We start from the raw sequence: 20,330 nt of genomic DNA on the forward strand, positions 1-20,330 counted from the left end.
TCAAACTAAAAAAGTTACATTTGTTAGCCAATCAAAACGTTAAAAATGTACAAAAAAACACTTTTTTGTTTTTCTTTTTTATTGATATCCCTATCAATATTAGCACAAAAACCTCAAAAACTATCATCAAATCAGATTTATGAAAAAATACAGAAACTTAATTTTTTAGGTTCTGCATTATATGTAGCAGCACATCCTGATGATGAGAATACTCGTTTAATAGCTTATTTAGCTAATCATGAAAAAGCCAGAACAGCGTATTTATCGTTAACACGAGGAGATGGAGGTCAAAACTTAATAGGTCCTGAAATAAGAGAGTTGTTAGGTGTAATAAGAACTCAGGAATTATTAGCAGCAAGAAGTGTAGATGGAGGAGAGCAGCGCTTTTCAAGAGCTAACGATTTTGGGTACTCTAAACATCCAGATGAGACCTTAGAAATTTGGGATAAAGACAAAGTTTTAGCCGATGTAGTTTGGGCTATTCGTACATTTAAACCAGACGTAATTATCAATCGTTTCAATCATAGAACTCCAGGTACAACACATGGTCATCATACATCTTCAGCAATGCTAAGTGTAGAAGCATTTGATTTAGCCAATGATAAAACGAAATATCCAAACCAATTAAAAAACACAAGTGTTTGGCAGCCTAAGCGATTATTTTTCAATACTTCTTGGTGGTTTTATGGAAGTAGAGAGAAATTTGCAAAAGCTGATAAAAGTAAAATGTTAAGCTTCGATATAGGAACTTATTACCCTTTAAAAGGTTTATCTAATAATGAGTTAGCTTCTATTGCTAGTAGTCAGCATTTATGTCAAGGATTTGGACGTTTAACAACTCGTGGTTCTCAAACTGAATATGTTGAATTTTTAAAAGGAGATTTTCCTAAAGATAAAAAAGATATTTTCTCTGGAATCAATACTACTTGGAATAGAGTAAAAGGAGGAGGAGATATTGGAGATATTTTATATAAAGTTGAAGAAAATTTTGATTTTGTTAATCCTGCTAAACATCTACCAGCTTTATTAAAAGCATATGAGTTAGTTAAAAATTTAAAAGACGAACACTGGAAAAAAATAAAAAGCAAAGAGCTTAAAGCTATAATCAAAGCTTGTGCAGGATTATATTTAGAAGCTTCAGCAAATAGTTCTAGTACAACTCCTAATAGTGTGGTAAACGTAAATTTTGAAGTACTAAATAGAAGTAAAATTTCTATGGAATTAGCATCAATAAAAGTTTTACCAGGTGGCAATGAAATTAAAAAAGGATTAGACTTAGCACCTAATTCAAAGAAAAACTTCAAAGAAAATATTACTATTGGAGCTTTAGATTATTCATCTCCTTATTGGTTAAGTACTCCTTGGGATTTAGGGATGTACAAAGTTGCTGACAAAAAAGTTATAGGGAATCCTGAAACAAAGAGACCAATTCAAGTACAGTACAATTTATTAATTGAGGATAAGGAAGTGTCTTTTACAATTCCAGTTGTACACAGATATTCTCAAAGAGATAAAGGAGAAATTTATGAACCATTTGAGATACTTCCTAAAGTAACTACTAAATTAAAAAACAAAGTAGTGATCTTTTCAGAAGAGCATTCACAAAAAGTATCATTAGAAGTACGTTCTGGAGCAAAGAATGTAAAAGGAACAGTTTCTTTACAAGTGCCTAATGGATGGCAAGTATCACCTAACGAAATTCCTTTTGATATAGAACAAAAAGGAGATGTACAAGTTGTTGATTTTAAGGTTACACCACCAAATGCACAATCAGAAGTAGTTTTAAAAGCTGTTGCGAAAGTAGATGGAGAGTCTTTTGATAAGGAATTGGTTGAAATTAATTATGAACATATACCAAAACAATCAGTTTTATTGCCTTCAGAAGCAAAAATGGTGCGTTTAAATATTAAAAAGCAAGGTAAGAGAATTGCTTATATTCAAGGTTCTGGTGATGCTGTTCCTGAAAGTTTACGTCAAATTGGTTATGATGTTATAGAGATTAACCCAAAGGATATTAACGATAAGAATTTAGAAGAATTTGATGCTGTAGTAGTAGGGATACGTGCTTATAATGTATTACCTGAATTACAATTCAAACAAAAATATTTACTAGATTATGTTAAGAATGGTGGTAACATGATTGTTCAGTATAATACTAGTAGGAGAGTAGATGTAAAAGCTCCTTTTGAACTAAAATTATCGAGAGATAGAGTTACTGATGAGCATGCAAAAGTTACGATGTTAGCTAAAAATCATTCAATATTAAATTATCCAAATAAAGTTTCTGAGTCTGATTTTAATGGTTGGGTACAAGAAAGAGGTTTGTATTTTCCAAACCAATGGGGGAAAGAGTTTACACCTATATTATCCATGAGTGATAAAGGAGAATCAACCAAAACCGGAAGTTTATTAATAGCTAAATATGGTAAAGGAAATTATATGTATACTGGTTTAAGTTTCTTTAGAGAGTTACCAGCAGGAGTTTCCGGAGCATATAAATTATTTGCAAACATGTTGTCGGTTGGTAAAGAAGAAAGTAAAAAAGAAACTATAAAAATGTAGATTACATAATTCGTTCAAATAAAAAAGCTTGCCTTAGGCAAGCTTTTTTATTTGATATAATGAACAAAAGTTTAATTATTAAGTTTATCTAGGTTTTTTACATATAGTGTTTTGAAGTATTTTTTATCGTTCTTATACTCAAAATACTCATTTTCTAAAACTTTAAGAGCTTGCTCTAAGTACTTTCTTGCTGCTGCTTTCTTATTTATTAAAATTAAGTTTTCAGCAATAATATTGTAGTATCTCGATTCAGTTGGATAATTTTCTATAGCTTTTTTAGCTAGTTTTATAATGTCCTTATGCTTTTTGTTTTTTTCTAAAGCGGCAATAAAATTATAATAATCATGTTTTTGTGGAATAACAGCATATCCAGTCCAATTAGAAAGTTTCTCATAAAAAAGCATGAAATTTTGTAACACGTTTTTACTGTTTATAATCTCTTCTCTTTGTTTAGGAGATATTTTCCATCTCTTAGAAAAATCTTGTAAAGCTAAATGAGTACTTTCCAAAGGAGTAGTAGCATGATTGTAATTTTTTAAAATTTTAAAATTCCAATCTAAGTTTTCACTTTTATGGAATTTTAATATAGAATCTAGTTTTTTTACTGGAGGTAAAAATTGACTATCTGTATTTCCTGAAGTTCCCATAGTAACATAAAAATAGCTATTCAGCTTTTTAATTTTAGTAATATTACGTTGAAATTTTAAAACAACTTCTTCATCATCTAATTGAAGGTTAGGACTAATTGCTATATAAGCGTTGAATAACTTAGGATTGTTAATTAAACTACTTAAAACAAAAGTACCTCCAAGCGAGTGACCTATTCCTATTCTAAAATCAGCAATATTGTATTTTGTTTTCAAAAAAGGTATAATCTCGTTAGTAAGATGATTTTCAAGAAATTTAGCTCCTCCTAAGCTAGGAATTTTCCAATCTTCATTAACAGGAGCTGGTGTTAATTCATACTGTCTTTTTTTATTTTTAATCCCAACAACAATACTTCTAGGAAACTCTTTAATTTCAGTTAAATAATCTATAGTAGAAGTAAGTAATTTGTAGTATGGATTCCATTGTGCATCAAAAACAAAAATAACAGGAAGATGTTCGTTGGTTTTTATTTTTTTAGGAAGATGAACTTTGAATTCGCGAATTTCTTTGAATGCTTCAGATTGGATGTTGAAAACAGTATCCTTAGGTGATTGAGAATAAACTAAAAGGTTCATTATTGAGCAGAAAATGAACGATATAATGTACTTCATGTTTTTATTTTTTCGACAAAAAAAAGTAATTATAGAAAAGTAAAATTGGCGAAAATGGACATAAGCTATTTGAAGTTCCAAAAAGTGTCTTCGTATCCTAAGTGTTGTATGTTTTTAAAAAATGTTTTTGGGTTTAATCCGGTTAATTTTTTAAAATGATTAATAAATTGTGCCTGATCATAATATTTATTGTCAATAGCTAGCTCTGTTAGCGAAGATTTTTTATTTAACAATAGATAGTCATTTAAAGCTTTCCTAAATTGAACAATATTAGCATAGTCTTTAGGAGTACAGCATAGATGTTTTTTATAAAGTCTTGAAAGAGTCTTCTCACTCACTCCACACTTTTTAGCATGTTCTTTAATTGTAACTTTTTTTTCTGAATTAGCTATTAAGCTCATAGAATGCTCTAGCTTTTCTTCTGTAAAAGGATGATGTTTTTTTATAAAAAAAGCATCTAATAGATCTATTTTTTGATCTATGCTTTTCTCAGAATATATAGAATTGCATAGTTGAATAAATTCATCACCAAAATAGTTAAATGATTTGTCTATAGGATTATTTGTGATTTCTGAAAGAGGAATATTTATAAAATGATTAATACCTAACTCTTGAAATACAATACCAACTTTATTAAAAGGAGCAACAATTTCTGCTGTTCTAAATTGTTTTTGTATGCCAGAGTATAGAATACTATAAAAATTGTTTTCTGGAGTGCTTATAGAGTTGTTTTTACTATAGGAAACTATTGAGTTTTTATAAATAGTAAGCGCATTTTTGGTATTTGGATAATAAATAAACTTTTTATGAAGAGTATCAACTAATGAGTTGTGGAAATAATAATAAGAAATAGTTGAATGTAAAAGAGAATTATTGGGTTTTTGAGTGATAAAACTTTCTTTTTCCATATTGCAATTTTAATAATTGTAGCCTTTAAAAAATAAAAAGGGAAAGTGTTAGCTCCAACTCATATTAATTCTAACTTTCTCTCCTTGAATTTCTACAGTACCACCTATAGATTTTTGTTCTCCTGGGTAAACTTCATAGATTTTTAGATTACCATTTACCTCAGGAAAATTATCTTTAAATCTTTTAGATTGTTTTGTCCACAAATCTATTTCATTAGGATCATTTACTTCAAACTCAATTATAAATTGACGAGTAAATGGATTTCCTCTTTTTTCTATTGTTAGATTTTTAATTTCATTAGGTAATTTATTTAAGCCACCCGATTCAAGTGTTGTTTCTATGACGTTTTGCTTTTCCCATGGGAATACATAACTATTTGAAATATAAAAATAGCATAGTATCAATGTAAATGAAACGATAAAAACTTTCGTGATTTTGATGACTAGCTTTTTATAAAAAGAAATATTCATTATTAAAAATTTCTAATATCTACAATATCTCCATTTTCAAGCTTGTTTAAGGTGTCTATAGAATAAATAGACTCCGCAACATACTCTGGTGTATAAAGCTCGTTATTTTCTTTTAGATCAATAAAACGTTGCAAATTTTTAAAGTCTTTTTTATCGGTACTTCTAATAGTAGTTTGCATATTTGTATCAACCACACCAGGATATATAGCAACACATTTTACACCATTTTCTAACTCGTTTTGTTCAGCAGCAATTGCTTTTGTCATCATATCAATTGCTGCTTTTGATGTACAGTAAACACTCCAGCCTTCATAAGGTTTCATAGCCGCTCCAGATGAAATGTTAATAATTTGCTTTTTGCAATTTAAGTTTTCAAGATTTTTAATAAATAAACTTGATAAAATGAGTGGAGTAGTGGTGTTTAGTTGAATACTTTTAGAAATATCATCTACAGCAATATTTTCTAAATTTGAAATCATACCTAATCTTCCTGCATTATTAATAAGTGTAATAGATGTAATATCAATATTCTTTAATTCTTCTAATAATGTTGAAAAAGCCTTTTGCGTGTCCTTATTATTTGATAAATCAACAGAGATTTCAGTGCAATTTTTTAAGTTATTTATACTTCTAGAAAGTGTATATACTTTATAGTTTTTAGAAGCGTATTTCTCAACTAAGGCTTTACCAATACCTTTACTTCCTCCCGTAATAATAATTATATCCATAAAGTAAAAATACAGGATTATAATACCAATTCAAAACAATAAAAGCTTTCAAATATTTGAAAGCTTTTATTGTTTTGATGTTATGAAGTTAAACTAATACAAGTAGTTTAGTGCTATTATATCATTGCTATTAAATTCTCCTGTTACACCAGAATTAAAGCAGGCTAACATTAAAGAAGTTGGGTCATAACCTGGAGTTGTTCCTGGTATAGGGATAGCACCTACGCCACCATCACCTTCATTGATGTTTTGTCCACAACTTTGTCTTGTTTGCCAATCAGTATGTCTAAACCCAATAGAATGTCCTATTTCATGAGTAATAACATGCTCTATAATGTCTAAATTTAAATTTGATAACCCATGTATTTCTATCCATTTATTTGGATTACCATTTGACGGGAATCCAGCAGAACCACCAGAACCACCAACAAAAGGATCTACATACACTACCATGTCTTTGTTGCTAAAATTAGTTCCAAAAGTTAAATTAAAAGTAATACTTAAGTTGAGTTCATTATAGTTCTGAACAGCCATAGTTAACGCAGTTTGCTCATTACTGGATAATCCTAAACTGTTATTAGCTGTATATCCCATTATATCTATAGTAGTCCCTGGAGTCACTAAATTGTTTGTACGATAATTTCTACCTAAATGATTGGTTATCTTATCGAATCCCATAATTTGTTCGTAGGTTAAGTAAATATCTCCTTCAACAAGATAGCTATCTATAGTAGTTCCATCTGGTAAATGTCGTTTAACTAGTTGAACATCATGAGTATTGATGTTAAAGTCTTTTAGTTTTTGAAGTATTTCTTCTGAAATGGTCTGTGTTTCTTGCACATTTTGTAACTCGTTTTCGTTACAACTTACCATTAATACCATAGCGGCAATTAATGATAGAAGGCCGGGGGGCATTTTTCTCATAATTATTATATTAAGTTTTTGTAATCGCTTGATAATAAAGATACTAAATATAATAATCGGATTTACAGCCCTTGTTTAAAAAAGGTGATTTTCCTACGAAATTCTTACAATAAAATATTCGAGAGTTTTAAAGTGTTATTTGAAATGTTTTTTTGAAGCATTCCAAAAAACATCCATTTCAGCTAAAGTCATTTCGGAAATTTTCTTTCCTTCTTTTTTTGCTGCTTTTTCTAAATATTGAAAACGATTGATAAACTTCTTATTTGTTTTTTCTAAAGCGTTTTCAGGGTTTACGTTAATAAACCTTGCGTAGTTAATCATAGAAAAGAGTACGTCTCCAAACTCTTTTTCTATATTCTCTTGGTTTCCATTTTTGATTTCATCGTTAAGTTCAGAAATTTCTTCTTGAACTTTTTCCCATACTTGATGTGGCTCTTCCCAATCGAAACCTACTCCAGCAACTTTTTCTTGAATTCTGTTAGCCTTTACAACAGCGGGTAAGCTTTTAGGTACACCTTCTAAAACGGAGTCTTTCCCTTCTTTAAGTTTTAATGCTTCCCAGTTCTTTTTTACATCTTCTTCGTTTTCAACTTTAGTATCACCATATATGTGAGGGTGACGACTAATTAATTTATCAGAGATAGAGTTGGCAACATCAGCGATGTCGAAAGCTTGTTTTTCGCTTCCTATTTTAGCATAAAAGACGATGTGCAGAAGCACATCGCCTAATTCTTTTTTTATTTCGTCTAAATCATTGTTTAAAATGGCATCAGCCAATTCGTAAGTTTCTTCAATTGTTAAGTGACGTAAACTTTCTAAGGTTTGTTTTTTATCCCATGGACACTTCTCTCGAAGATCATCCATAATATCTAACAAACGATTAAATGCGTCTAATTGAGCCTTACGATTATTCATGATTTATTCTTCTTCCTCTGCAGTTACAGCCTCAACAGCTAAAGTATTAAAGTCAAAGTTAGCTTTAGCTAAAGTGTTATACCATTGAATTACTTTTTTGATATTAGAAGCATATACACGTTCTTCATCAAAATCAGGTAAAATTTCAGAAAAGTATTCTGTTAATTTAGCAGCACTTTCTTTATGAGAAATAGCTTCTTTATTATCTTCTTTATCAGCAATGTTTTTGAAAATCTTAGCTAAAGGAACTTCTTCTTCGTATGTATAAATAGCAATGTTCTCTAATAAACTTACATTATGTGTAGCTGTAATAGGGAAACGTTTACCATCAACGATAGATTTTACGATAACTCCTGTTTTAGTTTGTGATAAAATTTCAAATAATCCTGGTTTACCAGTAACGGCAATAATTTTGTTAAATTCCATATTAAAATATTTTAAGTCTTATAAGACTATCTTCTTTTCGCATTAGGAAAACGCATTCTATATCCAGCGTTAATCTTTCCTTTTGATATATTTTCTAATTTCTTTTTAATTAATCGTTTCTTCAATGAAGAAAGTTTATCAGTAAATAAAACTCCCTCAATATGATCGTATTCATGTTGAAAAACACGTGCAGCTAAACCACTGATAGTTTCAGTGTGTTTTTCAAAGTTTTCATCTTGATATTCAATAGTGATGGTTTCTTGACGAAAAACATCTTCTCTAACATCAGGAATACTTAAACAACCTTCATTAAATGCCCATTCGTCACCTTCTTCTTTGATGATTTTAGCATTAATAAAAACACGATTAAAGTCTTTTAATACATTTCTATCTTCTTCTTCTAATTCTTCATCTTCCGCAAAAGGAGATGCATCGATTAAAAAAAGACGAATTGCTTTTCCTATTTGAGGAGCAGCAAGACCTACACCTTGTGCATTATACATAGTTTCTCTCATATCAGAAATCAATTTTTCTAATTGAGGATAATCTTTATCGATTTCCTGTCCTACTTTACGTAATACGGGATCTCCGTAAGCAACAATGGGTAAAATCATGTATTTTTTAATTTTTAAGAGTGCAAAAATACAAAGAATGGTTTGGGTAGAAAACTATTTGTTGTATAAATACGATTGTAAAATGATTGTAGCACTTATTTCGTCTACTAAGGCCTTATTTTGACGTTGTTTCTTTTTTAAACCGCTATCGATCATGGTTTGAAAAGCCATTTTAGAAGTAAAACGCTCATCAACTCTTTTTAAAGGGATAGTTGGGATTGATTTTTTAAGTTTTTCTATGAAAGGAAGAATTAATTCTTCACTTTGACTATCTGTATTATCCATTTGTTTAGGTTTACCAATAATAAACAATTCTACATTTTCTTTTTTAGTATAGTCAATTAAGAAAGTAATTAATTCATTGGTATTAACTGTAGTTAAACCAGAAGCGATAATTTGTAGTTCATCGGTAACAGCAATTCCTGTTCTTTTTTTACCGAAATCTATGGCTAAAATTCGTCCCAAATATATTTGTTTTTGACAAAAATACGCATTTTAAACAATGCGCAAACATCTGTTTAAAAAATGTATATTCGCGTTACATTGAAACGGAGATTTTATATTTGTAGAAAATTTTAAAAATGACAGAATTACAATCTATTATAGAAAAAGCATGGGATAATCGTGATTTATTAAAAGAAGAAAACACGATTAACGCAATTAGAAAAGTGGTTGATTTATTAGATGCTGGTGAATTACGTGTTGCTGAGCCTACTGAAAATGGTTGGCAAGTTAATGAATGGGTAAAAAAGGCAGTAGTATTATATTTCCCAATTCAAAAAATGGAAACTTTAGAAGCTGGTATTTTTGAATATCACGATAAAATTCCATTAAAAAGAAATTACGAAGCAAAAGGAATTAGAGTTGTGCCAAATGCTGTAGCACGTCATGGAGCTTATATTTCGGCAGGAACTATTTTAATGCCTAGTTATGTAAATATTGGTGCTTATGTAGATGAAGGAACTATGGTTGATACTTGGGCTACTGTTGGTTCATGTGCTCAAATAGGTAAAAATGTTCATTTATCAGGTGGTGTTGGTATTGGAGGTGTTTTAGAGCCTTTACAAGCTGCTCCAGTAATTATTGAAGATGGTGCTTTTATTGGTTCTCGTTGTATTGTTGTTGAAGGTGTTAGAGTAGAGAAGGAAGCTGTTTTAGGTGCTAATGTAGTATTAACTATGAGTACTAAAATTATAGATGTAACAGGTGATGAACCAGTAGAAATGAAAGGCGTAGTACCTGCTCGTTCAGTTGTAATCCCTGGTAGCTATACTAAGAAATTTGCTGCTGGAGAATACCAAGTTCCTTGCGCTTTAATTATTGGAAAGCGTAAAGAGAGTACTAATAAAAAGACCTCTTTAAATGATGCTTTAAGAGAGTATGATGTAGCTGTATAGAACGAACAATATATTTAGTATAAAAAAACACCAAATGAAATTTGGTGTTTTTTTATTTTATGAGCTTTAGATTTATTTTTTATAAAAACTATAATTTCTAATAAATCTATATGTTTTATAGGTAAGTAATGCTATAAGTTGCCATAAAGGTCTAATAACTTCTCTAATTATTTTTTTATATAAAGGCATCTTTTTTTGCTGTATTGTTGTACCTCCAATATTAAAATCATTACTTTTTACATATTCTTTTCGAGTTACTAAAACAGGTGTCTTATGTTTGAAAACATCTTGTTTAATAACATCAATAGGAGAATAATAGACTCCTAAATTACTGGATAGTTTTTTAGCGGCCTCTTTACCTATTATTTGCCCTGTAGTTTGCAATGGTGGAACTAAGAACTTTGTAGTATAATCTGTTTGGCTTAAGGTGTAAAAACCTTTTCTTCCTGAAATATCAACAAAATCTTCAGTAGTGACATCGTTTAATATATTAGGTAGATCGGTAAAAAAATCATCCGTAAGTAATGCGTCATCTTCCAAAACAATCGCATAATCCTCTTCTTGATTTTGAATAATTTCCCAAAGTTTGAAATAGGTCATTGTTAAACCAATTTCTCCATCGTTTAAATATGGGTAATGTGTAAGTATGTTATGCTGTTTTTTAGACTTACTTAAAAAATCACTTGGTAATTCTTTTCCGTATACAGCTGGCATTCTTTCTAATGGAATATTCAGTTTTTTAAACTGATCTTCCATAAAGTCCCTTCTCTGAACGCTCTTATCTAAATTTATATAGTATACTTTATATGATTTCATATTCTAACCCAGTTTTGAGGTACTATTTCATTTTCTTTATCTATATACCACTGTTTAGGAGCTATAACTGTTTTATTTTCGTTTTTGTTAAGCCAAGCTCCCCACCAAGAAAAAGTACTATTAGCAGTAATATTATGATTACATAAACTCATTAAATAAATATCTTCATGAGGTATTGTTTTATGATCTACATATACAGCATTTTCAACAGGTAAATTGCTTTTTACCCATTCAATATCGTCAGAGAAAATAAAGAATTTCACCTCACCATATTTTTTATTTAATAGTTCAATAGCTTCTTTGTAATACTCTAAACTACAGGTGCCATGAACACTATTAGCTTTTTGATCAGAAATATAATCGCCTCTTCTTATGTGTAAAGAACAGCTAACTTTAGCCTCTTTTATTTGCTTACTATAATCTTTAGTAGAGGTAGCTAAATCAATATTAATAGTGAATTGTTCTAGTAGAGTATCTCTAATTTCTGAAAAATATTTTTCAGTTTGAAAATACCCTTTAACATACTCATTTCCCTTTATCGACTTAAAATCTTGATTAAAAAGAAGACTTTTTTCTTTTAAAGATTTTTTTAAGCCTAATTTTCCTAAGTTGATAGCAAATGAACTAGCAGAGTCTAAATCAATTTTATATTTATCTAATTGATACCCTCCATGGAGTTTATACTTTTTGAATTTTGTAATATCAATTTTTACATCATAGCCTGAGAGTTGAAGGGCCTTTGCATATGCATATTGAAACATTTGGTTTCCAAGACCACCAACTATTCTTATAATTACCATATTTAGTTTTTATGTAAAGAGAATTGTAATTTTGTATTCTCGAACAAATGTACTTAAATTGTTATAAAAACAGAGTCAAAAGATAACAGAAAGATGTTGGAAGAAATAAACAGAACAGAAAGTTTTTTAAAAAAAGGTGAAATCATTTTATATCCTACAGATACTGTTTGGGGAATAGGGTGTGATGCAACAGATGAAAAATCAGTAAAGCGAATTTTTGAAATAAAAAATAGAGAAGAATCAAAAAGTTTAATCATTTTAGTAGACTCTATTGAAATGTTGCAACAATATATTGATGAAATTCCTGAAGATGCTTTAAAGATTTTAAAGGAAAATAAAAAACCAACTACAATCATATATAACAATCCTAAAGGGTTGGCAAAGAATACAATCGCTTCTGATAATACTGTTGCAATTCGTATACCGGATGATGAATTTTGTAAGCAGTTAATTAAAAAGTTTGGGAAACCAATTGTATCAACTTCTGCTAATATTAGTGGTGAACCAACAGCTAAATCATTTTCAGAAATAAGTAATGCTATTTTAAATAGTGTAGATTATGTGGTAGATTTGCACAGAGAAAAAATAACCCAAAAATCATCAACAATCTTAAGAATTGATAATGGTTCTGTGATTGTGATAAGAGAGTAAATACATGCAACAGCAATATTATAAAGAGGCAATTACTGCTGAAATATTTCAATATATATCAAAAGCAACTGAAGAACTACAATTAGAAAGTTATGTAATTGGAGGTTTTGTTCGCGATTTTATTTTAAAAAGAGGAGATGCTAAAGATATAGATGTTGTTACTGTAGGAAGCGGAATTGAGTTAGCAAAAAAAGTAGCTTCTTTATTACCTAATACGCCTAAAGTACAAGTTTTTAAAACGTATGGAACAGCAATGTTACGTTATAAAGACACTGAAATAGAATTTGTTGGAGCTAGGAAAGAGTCTTACAAAGAAGATAGTAGAAATCCTGAAGTTGAAGAAGGAACGCTTCAAGATGATCAGAATAGAAGAGACTTTACCATAAATGCATTAGCTTTAAGTTTAAATAAAGATTCTTTTGGTTTGTTATTAGATCCTTTTGGAGGTATTACCGATTTAGAATCAAAAATCATAAGAACTCCTTTAGATCCAGATATAACATATTCTGACGATCCTTTACGTATGATGCGAGCAATTCGTTTTGCAACACAATTAAATTTCACAATTGAAAAAGGATCATTGGATGCCATAACAAAAAATGCATCTCGAATTGATATTATTACAAGGGAAAGAATAGTTGTAGAGTTAAACAAAATATTAGAATCACCTAAACCTTCTATTGGTTTCTTGCTTTTAGAAAAAACAAATTTATTGCAGAAAATAATGCCTGAATTGGTTGCTTTAAAAGGAGTAGAGGAAATTGAAGGTCAAAAGCATAAAGATAATTTTTACCATTCATTAGAAGTAGTTGATAATATTTCTGAAAATACAGATGATGTTTGGTTACGTTGGGCAGCTTTGTTGCACGATATAGGAAAAGCTCCAACAAAACGTTACCATAAAAAGCAAGGATGGACATTTCATGCACATGAATTTGTAGGTTCTAAAATGGTTTATAAACTTTTTAAACGTTTAAAAATGCCATTGAATAACAAAATGAAGTTTGTTCAAAAGATGGTATTATTAAGTTCTCGACCTATTGTTTTAGCAAGTGAAGTAACAGATTCTGCGGTACGTCGTTTAGTTTTTGATGCAGGTGACGATGTAGATTCGTTAATGACTTTATGTGAGGCAGATATTACTACTAAAAATCCTAAGAAGTTTAAACGTTATCATAAGAACTTTGAATTAGTTCGTATCAAAATAAAAGAAGTTGAAGAGCGTGATAGAATTCGTAATTTCCAACCACCTATTACTGGAGAAGAAATAATGAAAGCTTTTGATTTAACTCCATGTAGAGAAATAGGACAAATAAAAGAAGCTATTAAAGAAGCTATTTTAGATGGTAAAATCCCTAATGAACATGAAGCTTCATACGAATTTATGATTGAGAAAGGAAAGAAGTTAGGATTAGAATTAAAGATATAAAAAAAAGAGAAGTTTTAAAACTTCTCTTTTTTTTATTTATGATAATGATTGCATTGAAACAAGTTTAAAGTATTCACCTTTTTTGTTTAGTAATTCTTCATGTTTTCCTTGTTCAACAATTTGTCCTTTTCTTAAAACGACAATGTTATCTGCTTTTTGTATAGTTGATAATCTATGGGCAATAACTAAGGAAGTTCTATTTTCCATCATCTTTTCTAAAGCAGCTTGCACTAATTGTTCAGACTCTGTATCTAAAGCAGATGTAGCTTCATCTAATACCATGATAGGAGGGTTCTTTAAAACTGCTCTAGCTATAGATAAACGTTGTTTTTGACCACCTGAAAGCATATTACCGCTGTCACCAATATTGGTTTCAAATTGTTCAGGTAAATCTTTTATAAACTCATAAGCATTCGCAATATCAGAAGCTTCTCTAATCTCTTTTTCAGAGGCGTTTTCGTTTCCTAATTTTAAATTATTAGCAATAGTATCGTTAAAAAGAATAGAATCTTGTGTTACAATACCCATTAAATCTCTTAAAGACTTTTTAGAAATATCCTTGATGTTTTCTCCATCAATAGTAATATCTCCTTTATTTACATCATAGAAACGAGTAATTAAGTTTGCTAATGTAGATTTTCCACTTCCAGATTGTCCAACTAAAGCAACTGTTTCTCCTTTAGGAATTGTTAGTGAAAAGTCTTTTAAAACATATTCATCTTTATACTTAAAAGAAATATTATTAAACGATATCTTACTGTTGAAATTTTCTTTTACAATAGCATTATCTTTATCTTTTATACTGTTTTCTGTATTCAAAATAAGCATAATTCTCTCCGCTGAAGCTTCTCCCTTTTGTATGTTATAATATGCCGTTGTAATCAGTTTTATAGGGTTTAAAACTGTATAAAATAATACGATGTATCCAAAAAATTCGTCAGGACGAAGAGAGCTTGTTTTAGAAAGAACTTCAGAACCACCATACCATAAAATAGCTATAATAGTTGCTGAACCTAAGAACTCACTCATTGGTGATGCTAATGTTTGTCTGTGTATAACACTAGTCATTAATTTCCTAAACCTTTCTGTAGACTTGAGGAATTTATTTTGAATTACGCTTTCAGCATTAAAGCCTTTAATAACTCTTAATCCTGTTAATGTTTCTTCAATAAAAGATAAGAAGTTACCTACTTCTTGTTGAGCTTTTACAGAACTTGCTTTTAATTTTTTACTTATAGATGAAATTATAAAACCAGAAACTGGAAGTAAAATAAAAACAAATAATGTAAGCTTTACACTCATAAAGAACATTATTGAAATGGCGATGATAACTGTAAGAGGTTCTCTTACAATAGATTCTATAGAAGTTAATATTGAAATTTCAACTTCTTGAACATCATTAGTCATTCGAGCAATAATATCTCCTTTTCTTTTTTCTGTAAAATAAGAAACTGGAAGCTCTACAATTTTATTATACAATTTATTCCTTAAGTCTTTAACAATTCCTGTTCTTAAAAATGTAATAGAATAGGATGCTAAATACCTAAAAAAGTTCTTTAAAAAGAATAGAAGTAGGGCAAGTATACATATAAAGAATAATGCACTTATTTCGCCTTCGTTATCTATTTTTTGAGAAATAAAATAATAGAAATTCTCTTTTAAAAAGTTACCTATGTTGGTTATTCCTTCATATACAGGTTTACTAGTAACTTTTTGTTCTTTGCCAAAAAGAATACCTAAAACAGGAATAAATGCTAATACAGAAAGTACATTAAAAAGTGCATAAAAAATATTGAATACAATATTTAAAACTGTAAACTTTCTGTATTTTCTTTCATATTTTAAAATATCTTTAAAATATCCCATTATAAATTTAATTCTTTAATAATTCGTTGAATTTTAGCGTCTAATTTCTTTTCAGTTTCTTGAGCATTTTCTACTGAGTCTAATGCTGTTTTTACACTGAAATAAAACTTAATTTTTGGTTCTGTTCCACTAGGACGAGCCGCTATTTTAGTACCATCTTCTGTATGATAAATTAATACATTAGATTTAGGAACATCAATGGCTGTTTCTTCACCAGTAATTAAGTTTCTTTTAATAGAAGATTGATAATCGTATACGTATGATACTTTAGAGTTATCTATCTCCTTAATAGGATTGTTACGTAAATCAATCATCATTTGTTTGATTTGTTCCGCACCATCCATACCTTTTTTAACAATAGAAATTAAATGTTCCTTGTAAAAGTTATGACGTGTATAAAGGCTTAATAACTCTTCATAAAATGAACTATTGTTAGCTTTGGCATCGGCAGCAATTTCACAAGCTAATAAAGCTGAAGTAACAGCATCTTTATCGCGAACAAAGTCACCAACCATATACCCAAAACTTTCTTCTCCACCACCTATAAAATCTAGAGTAGGGAAGTCTTTAATCATTTTAGCAATCCATTTAAAACCAGTCAGTCCAACTTTAGTTTCTACACCGTAAGAATCGGCAATTTCATTAACTAAATTAGTAGATACAATGGTTGATCCTATAAATTGGTTTCCGTTTAATTTACCTTGTTTTTTCCAGTCGTTAATTAAGAAATCGGTCATCATACTCATAGTCTGATTTCCGTTTAATAATTTCATTTTTCCTTTTGTATCACGAACTGCAATACCAATTCTATCAGAATCAGGATCAGTTCCTAAAACAATATCAGCTCCAATTTTATTTGCTAAATCAACAGCCATTTGTAATGCTTCAGGCTCTTCTGGATTAGGCGATTTTACTGTAGGGAAACTACCATTAGGTTCAGCTTGTTCTTCAACAATATGAACTTGTGTATATCCAGCACGTTTTAATACTTCTGGAATTAATTTAATAGAAGTTCCATGTAATGAAGTAAATACAATTTTTAAATCTTCACGACCTTTGATATTAAAAGTACCATTTTTGATAGAGGCATCCCAAAAAGCTTCGTCTACTTCGCTTCCTATAGTTGAAATAAGCGCTTCTTTAGCGTTAAAATTAATGTCAGTAAATTCTAAAGAGTTCACTTCATCAATAATTCCTTTATCTTCTGGAGGTACTATTTGACCACCATCTGTCCAGTATACTTTATATCCATTATATTCAGGTGGATTGTGAGAGGCAGTTAATACAATTCCAACATCACAACCTAAATGGTTTACTGCAAAAGATAATTCAGGAGTAGGGCGTAGGTCTTCAAAAAGAACTACATTAATATTATTGGCAGATAATACATCAGCAACAACTTTAGCTAACCATTTGCTGTCATGACGACAATCGTAGCCAATAGCTACTTTTAATTCTTTATTAGGGAATACTTTATGTAAGTAATTACTTAAGCCTTGGGTAGCTTTACCTAAGGTATATTTATTAATTCTATTGGTTCCTGCTCCAACAACACCGCGCATTCCACCAGTACCAAATTCTAAATTTTTATAAAATCGATCAGCCAAATCATCAGAGTTAGTATCGATTAATTGTTGAATTTCTTCATTAGTTTCTGAATCAAAAGAATCAGACAACCATAATTTTGCTTTGTTTAAGATCTCTTCCATGTGTAAAAATAAAACGTACAAAGGTACGGGTTTAAAAATTCAATTTCTCTTTAATAGAGTAGTGTTTTTGTTGAGGACTACTTTTTATAATTAATTCACCTAAGAATCCTGCTAGAAACAACAAGGTACCTAAAATCATTGAAGTAAGCGCTATATAAAACCAAGGATTATTAGTAACTAGAATAGTTTTTGCTCCAACAGATAGTCTATATAGTTTCATCATACCAATATAAAAGGCAGAGAAAAAACCAAAAATGAACATAAAACTACCCCAAAGACCAAAGAAGTGCATAGGTCTTTTTCCAAATTTTGATAAAAACGAAATGGTAATTAAATCTAAAAAACCATTGATAAAGCGATCCATTCCAAATTTGGTTACACCATATTTACGAGCTTGGTGTTGTACAACTTTCTCGTCAATACGATTAAAACCTTCATTTTTAGCTAAAACAGGTATATAACGATGCATTTCACCACTTACCTTAACAGCTTTTACTACTTCTTTTTTATAGGCTTTTAAGCCGCAGTTAAAATCGTGTAATTTTAAACCAGAGGTTTTACGAGCTGCCCAATTGAATAATTTAGAAGGAATATTTTTGGTTACAACATTATCGTAACGTTTCTTTTTCCAACCTGAAATTAGATCGAAATTTTCTTTAACAATAAGATTGTATAATTCAGGAATTTCATCAGGACTGTCTTGTAAATCAGCATCCATGGTAATAACAACATCGCCTTCTGCTAAGCCGAAACCAGCATCTAATGCTTGTGATTTACCATAGTTTCGTTGAAAACGTATTCCTTTAACTGATTTGTTTTTGGATGATAAGTTTTGAATTACTTGCCATGAAGTATCAGTACTTCCATCATCAATAAATATAAGTTCGTATAAAAATTGATTGGATTGCATAACTCTTGCAATCCAATCGTGTAATTCTTGTAAAGATTCTTCTTCGTTTAGAAGTGGTATTACTACCGATATATCCATATTAATATGTTACAAAATTTAAAAGGGTAAAGTTACAAAGTCTTTCTTAAAAGAGCTAAACTATTACCTCTTAAACTCTTCTTAATAATCGCTTTCTTCTGTTTTTTTCATAATAGCACCACAAATAGCTGAGAAAACAAAACCTAAAAATGCTGAGAAAATTATAGCGAATGGAACAGCTATTATAGGGCTTTGCATCTTTTTAGTCATAGCTTCAGAAGCTTCTATTTGATCTTCGTTTAAACCACTATCTATCCATGCTTGTCTTTGTAATTCAAGGGCTTGTTCTTGAATACTAGGGTCAATCATATTAGTAAAGACTAAAGTATATATAGAAGATATAATTCCACTTATAACAGCAATTCCAACTCCTACTTTTAATGCCTGTCCAAAAGTTAAGAAACCTCCGTTATCTGCTTTGAATTTTTTAATACCCAAAGCTATTAAAACAATCATAGCTACAATACCTATTATACCAGATAACCATCCTAGAGATATTAAGTTTCCTGTTGCATAAAAAATTAGATGAATAAAAACTCCTGCAATACCTAAATATAATCCGTAATTTAAAATAATGCCTTTACTGTTTGCTTGTTTTTCCATTTTTGTATTTAGTTAGTTTAACAAATATATTATTTTGTTTTAGATGATTTTAAATTAAAAAAAATCTATCGAACAATTCATTAGTATTCAAAGAGTTAAAAATGTTACAAAAAATACTGGATTTTTTTTGTTGTTTTTCTCAAAAAAGGCTGTAAATTTGCAGCGGCAAGTTCTACACAACTAGCTCCCTTTGAATCCCCCAGGGCGGGAACGCAGCAAGGGTATTAGGTTGTAGCAGTGTGATGTAGGTAGCTTGCCATTTTTTGTATCCGATATTTTCCTTTTCTTATTTTAAATTCAGATTACTTCTAGGATGATGTAATTCAACAACTTCTTTAAGATAACTAGTATCTAAATGAACATATATTTCTGTAGTAGTAATGCTTTCATGTCCAAGTAATTGTTGTATTACTCGTAAATCTGCACCGTGTTTTAATAAATAAGTAGCAAATGAATGACGTAAGGTATGAGGCCCGATACTTTTTTTAAGATTGATTTTTGTAGCAAGATTTTTTAAGATAATAAATATCATTTGTCTTGTTAACCGTTTACCTCTTCTGTTTAAAAATACTGTATCTTGATCTTCAACTTTTGGAGTTATTTCACTACGTATATTATTTATGTAAAAATCCAAACGTTGGATAGTAGTAATATGAATAGGAACAAAGCGATATTTATTTCCTTTTCCTAATATACGTATATATTCTTCACCAAAGAATAAATCAGAAAGCTGTAAGTTTATCAATTCACTAACACGAAGTCCACAACTGTATATAGTTTCTATGATTGTTTTATTTCGTTCTCCTTGTGGATGACTTAAATCAATAGCCGCTATTAAATCATCTATTTCTTCTTTTTCTAAGGTATCTGGAAGTTTTCTCGCTATGTTAGGGCTTTCTATTAAATCGGTAGGGTTATCTTCTCTATAATTTTCAAAAACTAAATAATCGAAAAAACTACGCAAACTTGATATCAATCTTGCCTGACTTCTAGGATTGATAGTTTTGCTAACTTCATAAATGAATTGTTGAATAATATCCGAAGATATATTTATAGGTCTTTGGTGTTTTTCTAGTGATTCTAGGAATAAAATTAGCTTTTTTAGGTCTCTAAAGTAGCTCTCAATAGTGTTTTTTGAGAGCCCTTTTTCTATTTTTAAGTAATTTTTATAGTCAGAAGTTGCTTGTTCCCAGTTCATTATAAAATTGTATTTTTTTTATGTTAAAAAAGCATAATCAGGATTAAAAATAGAGCTAAATTTGCA

General features: G+C 29.8%; 20 protein-coding genes and 1 other RNA gene. 5 read left to right on the forward strand and 16 right to left on the reverse strand.

Annotation, left to right across the window (positions count from 1 at the left end):
* Window positions 1–45 precede the first annotated feature (45 nt).
* Complete coding sequence (locus tag F7018_RS03060) at window positions 46–2,562, forward strand: PIG-L family deacetylase (RefSeq protein ID WP_150898524.1); 2,517 nt, start codon at window positions 46–48, stop codon at window positions 2,560–2,562.
* A gap of 71 nt (window positions 2,563–2,633) precedes the next feature.
* On the opposite strand, the gene F7018_RS03065 is transcribed toward F7018_RS03060, so the two are convergent.
* The 9 genes from F7018_RS03065 to ruvX all read right to left on the reverse strand — a co-directional run bounded on the left by F7018_RS03065 (window position 2,634) and on the right by ruvX (window position 9,272).
* On the reverse strand, window positions 2,634–3,821 hold the full coding sequence (locus F7018_RS03065; protein ID WP_150898525.1) for an alpha/beta hydrolase-fold protein: 1,188 nt from the start codon (window positions 3,819–3,821) through the stop codon (window positions 2,634–2,636).
* Between the two features lie 65 nt (window positions 3,822–3,886).
* A complete protein-coding gene (locus F7018_RS03070) occupies window positions 3,887–4,729 on the reverse strand; it encodes a helix-turn-helix domain-containing protein (RefSeq protein WP_150898526.1) in 843 nt (280 codons plus the stop codon).
* Between the two features lie 48 nt (window positions 4,730–4,777).
* Complete coding sequence (locus F7018_RS03075; protein ID WP_150898527.1) at window positions 4,778–5,200, reverse strand: hypothetical protein; 423 nt, start codon at window positions 5,198–5,200, stop codon at window positions 4,778–4,780.
* A gap of 2 nt (window positions 5,201–5,202) precedes the next feature.
* Entirely contained in the window at window positions 5,203–5,928 is a 726-nt protein-coding gene (locus tag F7018_RS03080) for a (S)-benzoin forming benzil reductase (RefSeq protein WP_150898528.1), read from the reverse strand.
* A 93-nt stretch (window positions 5,929–6,021) separates the two neighbouring features.
* The gene (locus F7018_RS03085; RefSeq protein WP_150898529.1) at window positions 6,022–6,852 is read right to left on the reverse strand and encodes a M57 family metalloprotease; all 831 of its coding nucleotides are present in this window, start codon (window positions 6,850–6,852) and stop codon (window positions 6,022–6,024) included.
* A 135-nt stretch (window positions 6,853–6,987) separates the two neighbouring features.
* A complete protein-coding gene (gene mazG, locus F7018_RS03090; RefSeq protein ID WP_150898530.1) occupies window positions 6,988–7,767 on the reverse strand; it encodes a nucleoside triphosphate pyrophosphohydrolase in 780 nt (259 codons plus the stop codon).
* A 3-nt stretch (window positions 7,768–7,770) separates the two neighbouring features.
* Window positions 7,771–8,193: a DUF5606 family protein gene (locus tag F7018_RS03095; protein ID WP_150898531.1), complete on the reverse strand. Its 423-nt coding sequence runs from the start codon at window positions 8,191–8,193 to the stop codon at window positions 7,771–7,773.
* A 26-nt stretch (window positions 8,194–8,219) separates the two neighbouring features.
* Window positions 8,220–8,807 (reverse strand): peptide deformylase, encoded by a 588-nt coding sequence (gene def, locus F7018_RS03100; RefSeq protein WP_150898532.1) that lies wholly within the window; start codon window positions 8,805–8,807, stop codon window positions 8,220–8,222.
* Between the two features lie 54 nt (window positions 8,808–8,861).
* Window positions 8,862–9,272 carry a Holliday junction resolvase RuvX gene (ruvX, locus tag F7018_RS03105; protein ID WP_150898533.1) on the reverse strand — a complete coding sequence of 137 codons (411 nt, stop codon included), beginning with the start codon at window positions 9,270–9,272 and terminating at the stop codon, window positions 8,862–8,864.
* Window positions 9,273–9,388: 116 nt separating this feature from the next.
* Between ruvX and F7018_RS03110 the strand changes: the two genes are divergently transcribed.
* Window positions 9,389–10,204, forward strand: coding sequence for a 2,3,4,5-tetrahydropyridine-2,6-dicarboxylate N-succinyltransferase (locus F7018_RS03110; protein WP_150898534.1), 816 nt, complete (start codon window positions 9,389–9,391; stop codon window positions 10,202–10,204).
* Between the two features lie 72 nt (window positions 10,205–10,276).
* Here the strand turns inward: F7018_RS03110 and F7018_RS03115 are convergent, their stop codons facing one another.
* Together F7018_RS03115 and F7018_RS03120 are read right to left on the reverse strand one after the other, a co-directional pair.
* Window positions 10,277–11,020, reverse strand: a complete 744-nt coding sequence (locus F7018_RS03115; protein WP_150898535.1) for a glycosyltransferase family 25 protein — start codon at window positions 11,018–11,020, stop codon at window positions 10,277–10,279.
* On the reverse strand, window positions 11,017–11,820 hold the full coding sequence (locus tag F7018_RS03120; protein WP_150898536.1) for an alpha-1,2-fucosyltransferase: 804 nt from the start codon (window positions 11,818–11,820) through the stop codon (window positions 11,017–11,019). The genes F7018_RS03115 and F7018_RS03120 overlap by 4 nt, the downstream gene beginning before the upstream one ends.
* Before the next feature lie 93 nt (window positions 11,821–11,913).
* On the opposite strand from F7018_RS03120, the gene F7018_RS03125 reads away from it, so the two are divergent.
* On the forward strand, window positions 11,914–12,471 hold the full coding sequence (locus F7018_RS03125; protein WP_150898537.1) for an L-threonylcarbamoyladenylate synthase: 558 nt from the start codon (window positions 11,914–11,916) through the stop codon (window positions 12,469–12,471).
* Window positions 12,472–12,475: 4 nt separating this feature from the next.
* On the forward strand, window positions 12,476–13,900 hold the full coding sequence (locus tag F7018_RS03130) for a CCA tRNA nucleotidyltransferase (protein ID WP_150898538.1): 1,425 nt from the start codon (window positions 12,476–12,478) through the stop codon (window positions 13,898–13,900).
* A 36-nt stretch (window positions 13,901–13,936) separates the two neighbouring features.
* Here F7018_RS03130 and F7018_RS03135 read toward each other — a convergent pair whose 3' ends face one another.
* The 4 genes from F7018_RS03135 to F7018_RS03150 form a co-directional block, all read right to left on the reverse strand.
* Window positions 13,937–15,766, reverse strand: a complete 1,830-nt coding sequence (locus F7018_RS03135) for an ABC transporter ATP-binding protein (protein WP_150898539.1) — start codon at window positions 15,764–15,766, stop codon at window positions 13,937–13,939.
* On the reverse strand, window positions 15,766–17,475 hold the full coding sequence (locus tag F7018_RS03140) for a phospho-sugar mutase (protein WP_150898540.1): 1,710 nt from the start codon (window positions 17,473–17,475) through the stop codon (window positions 15,766–15,768). The genes F7018_RS03135 and F7018_RS03140 overlap by 1 nt, the downstream gene beginning before the upstream one ends.
* Window positions 17,476–17,506: 31 nt before the next feature.
* A complete protein-coding gene (locus F7018_RS03145) occupies window positions 17,507–18,463 on the reverse strand; it encodes a glycosyltransferase family 2 protein (RefSeq protein WP_150898541.1) in 957 nt (318 codons plus the stop codon).
* Between the two features lie 81 nt (window positions 18,464–18,544).
* Complete coding sequence (locus F7018_RS03150; protein ID WP_150898542.1) at window positions 18,545–19,066, reverse strand: DUF4199 domain-containing protein; 522 nt, start codon at window positions 19,064–19,066, stop codon at window positions 18,545–18,547.
* Between the two features lie 163 nt (window positions 19,067–19,229).
* Here F7018_RS03150 and ffs point away from each other — a divergent pair.
* An RNA gene (gene ffs, locus F7018_RS03155) (signal recognition particle sRNA small type) lies at window positions 19,230–19,328 on the forward strand.
* A 24-nt stretch (window positions 19,329–19,352) separates the two neighbouring features.
* On the opposite strand, the gene F7018_RS03160 is transcribed toward ffs, so the two are convergent.
* Window positions 19,353–20,264: a tyrosine recombinase gene (locus F7018_RS03160; RefSeq protein ID WP_150898543.1), complete on the reverse strand. Its 912-nt coding sequence runs from the start codon at window positions 20,262–20,264 to the stop codon at window positions 19,353–19,355.
* Window positions 20,265–20,330 lie beyond the last annotated feature (66 nt).

This window comes from Tenacibaculum aiptasiae (assembly GCF_008806755.1).
Classification (GTDB): domain Bacteria; phylum Bacteroidota; class Bacteroidia; order Flavobacteriales; family Flavobacteriaceae; genus Polaribacter; species Polaribacter aiptasiae.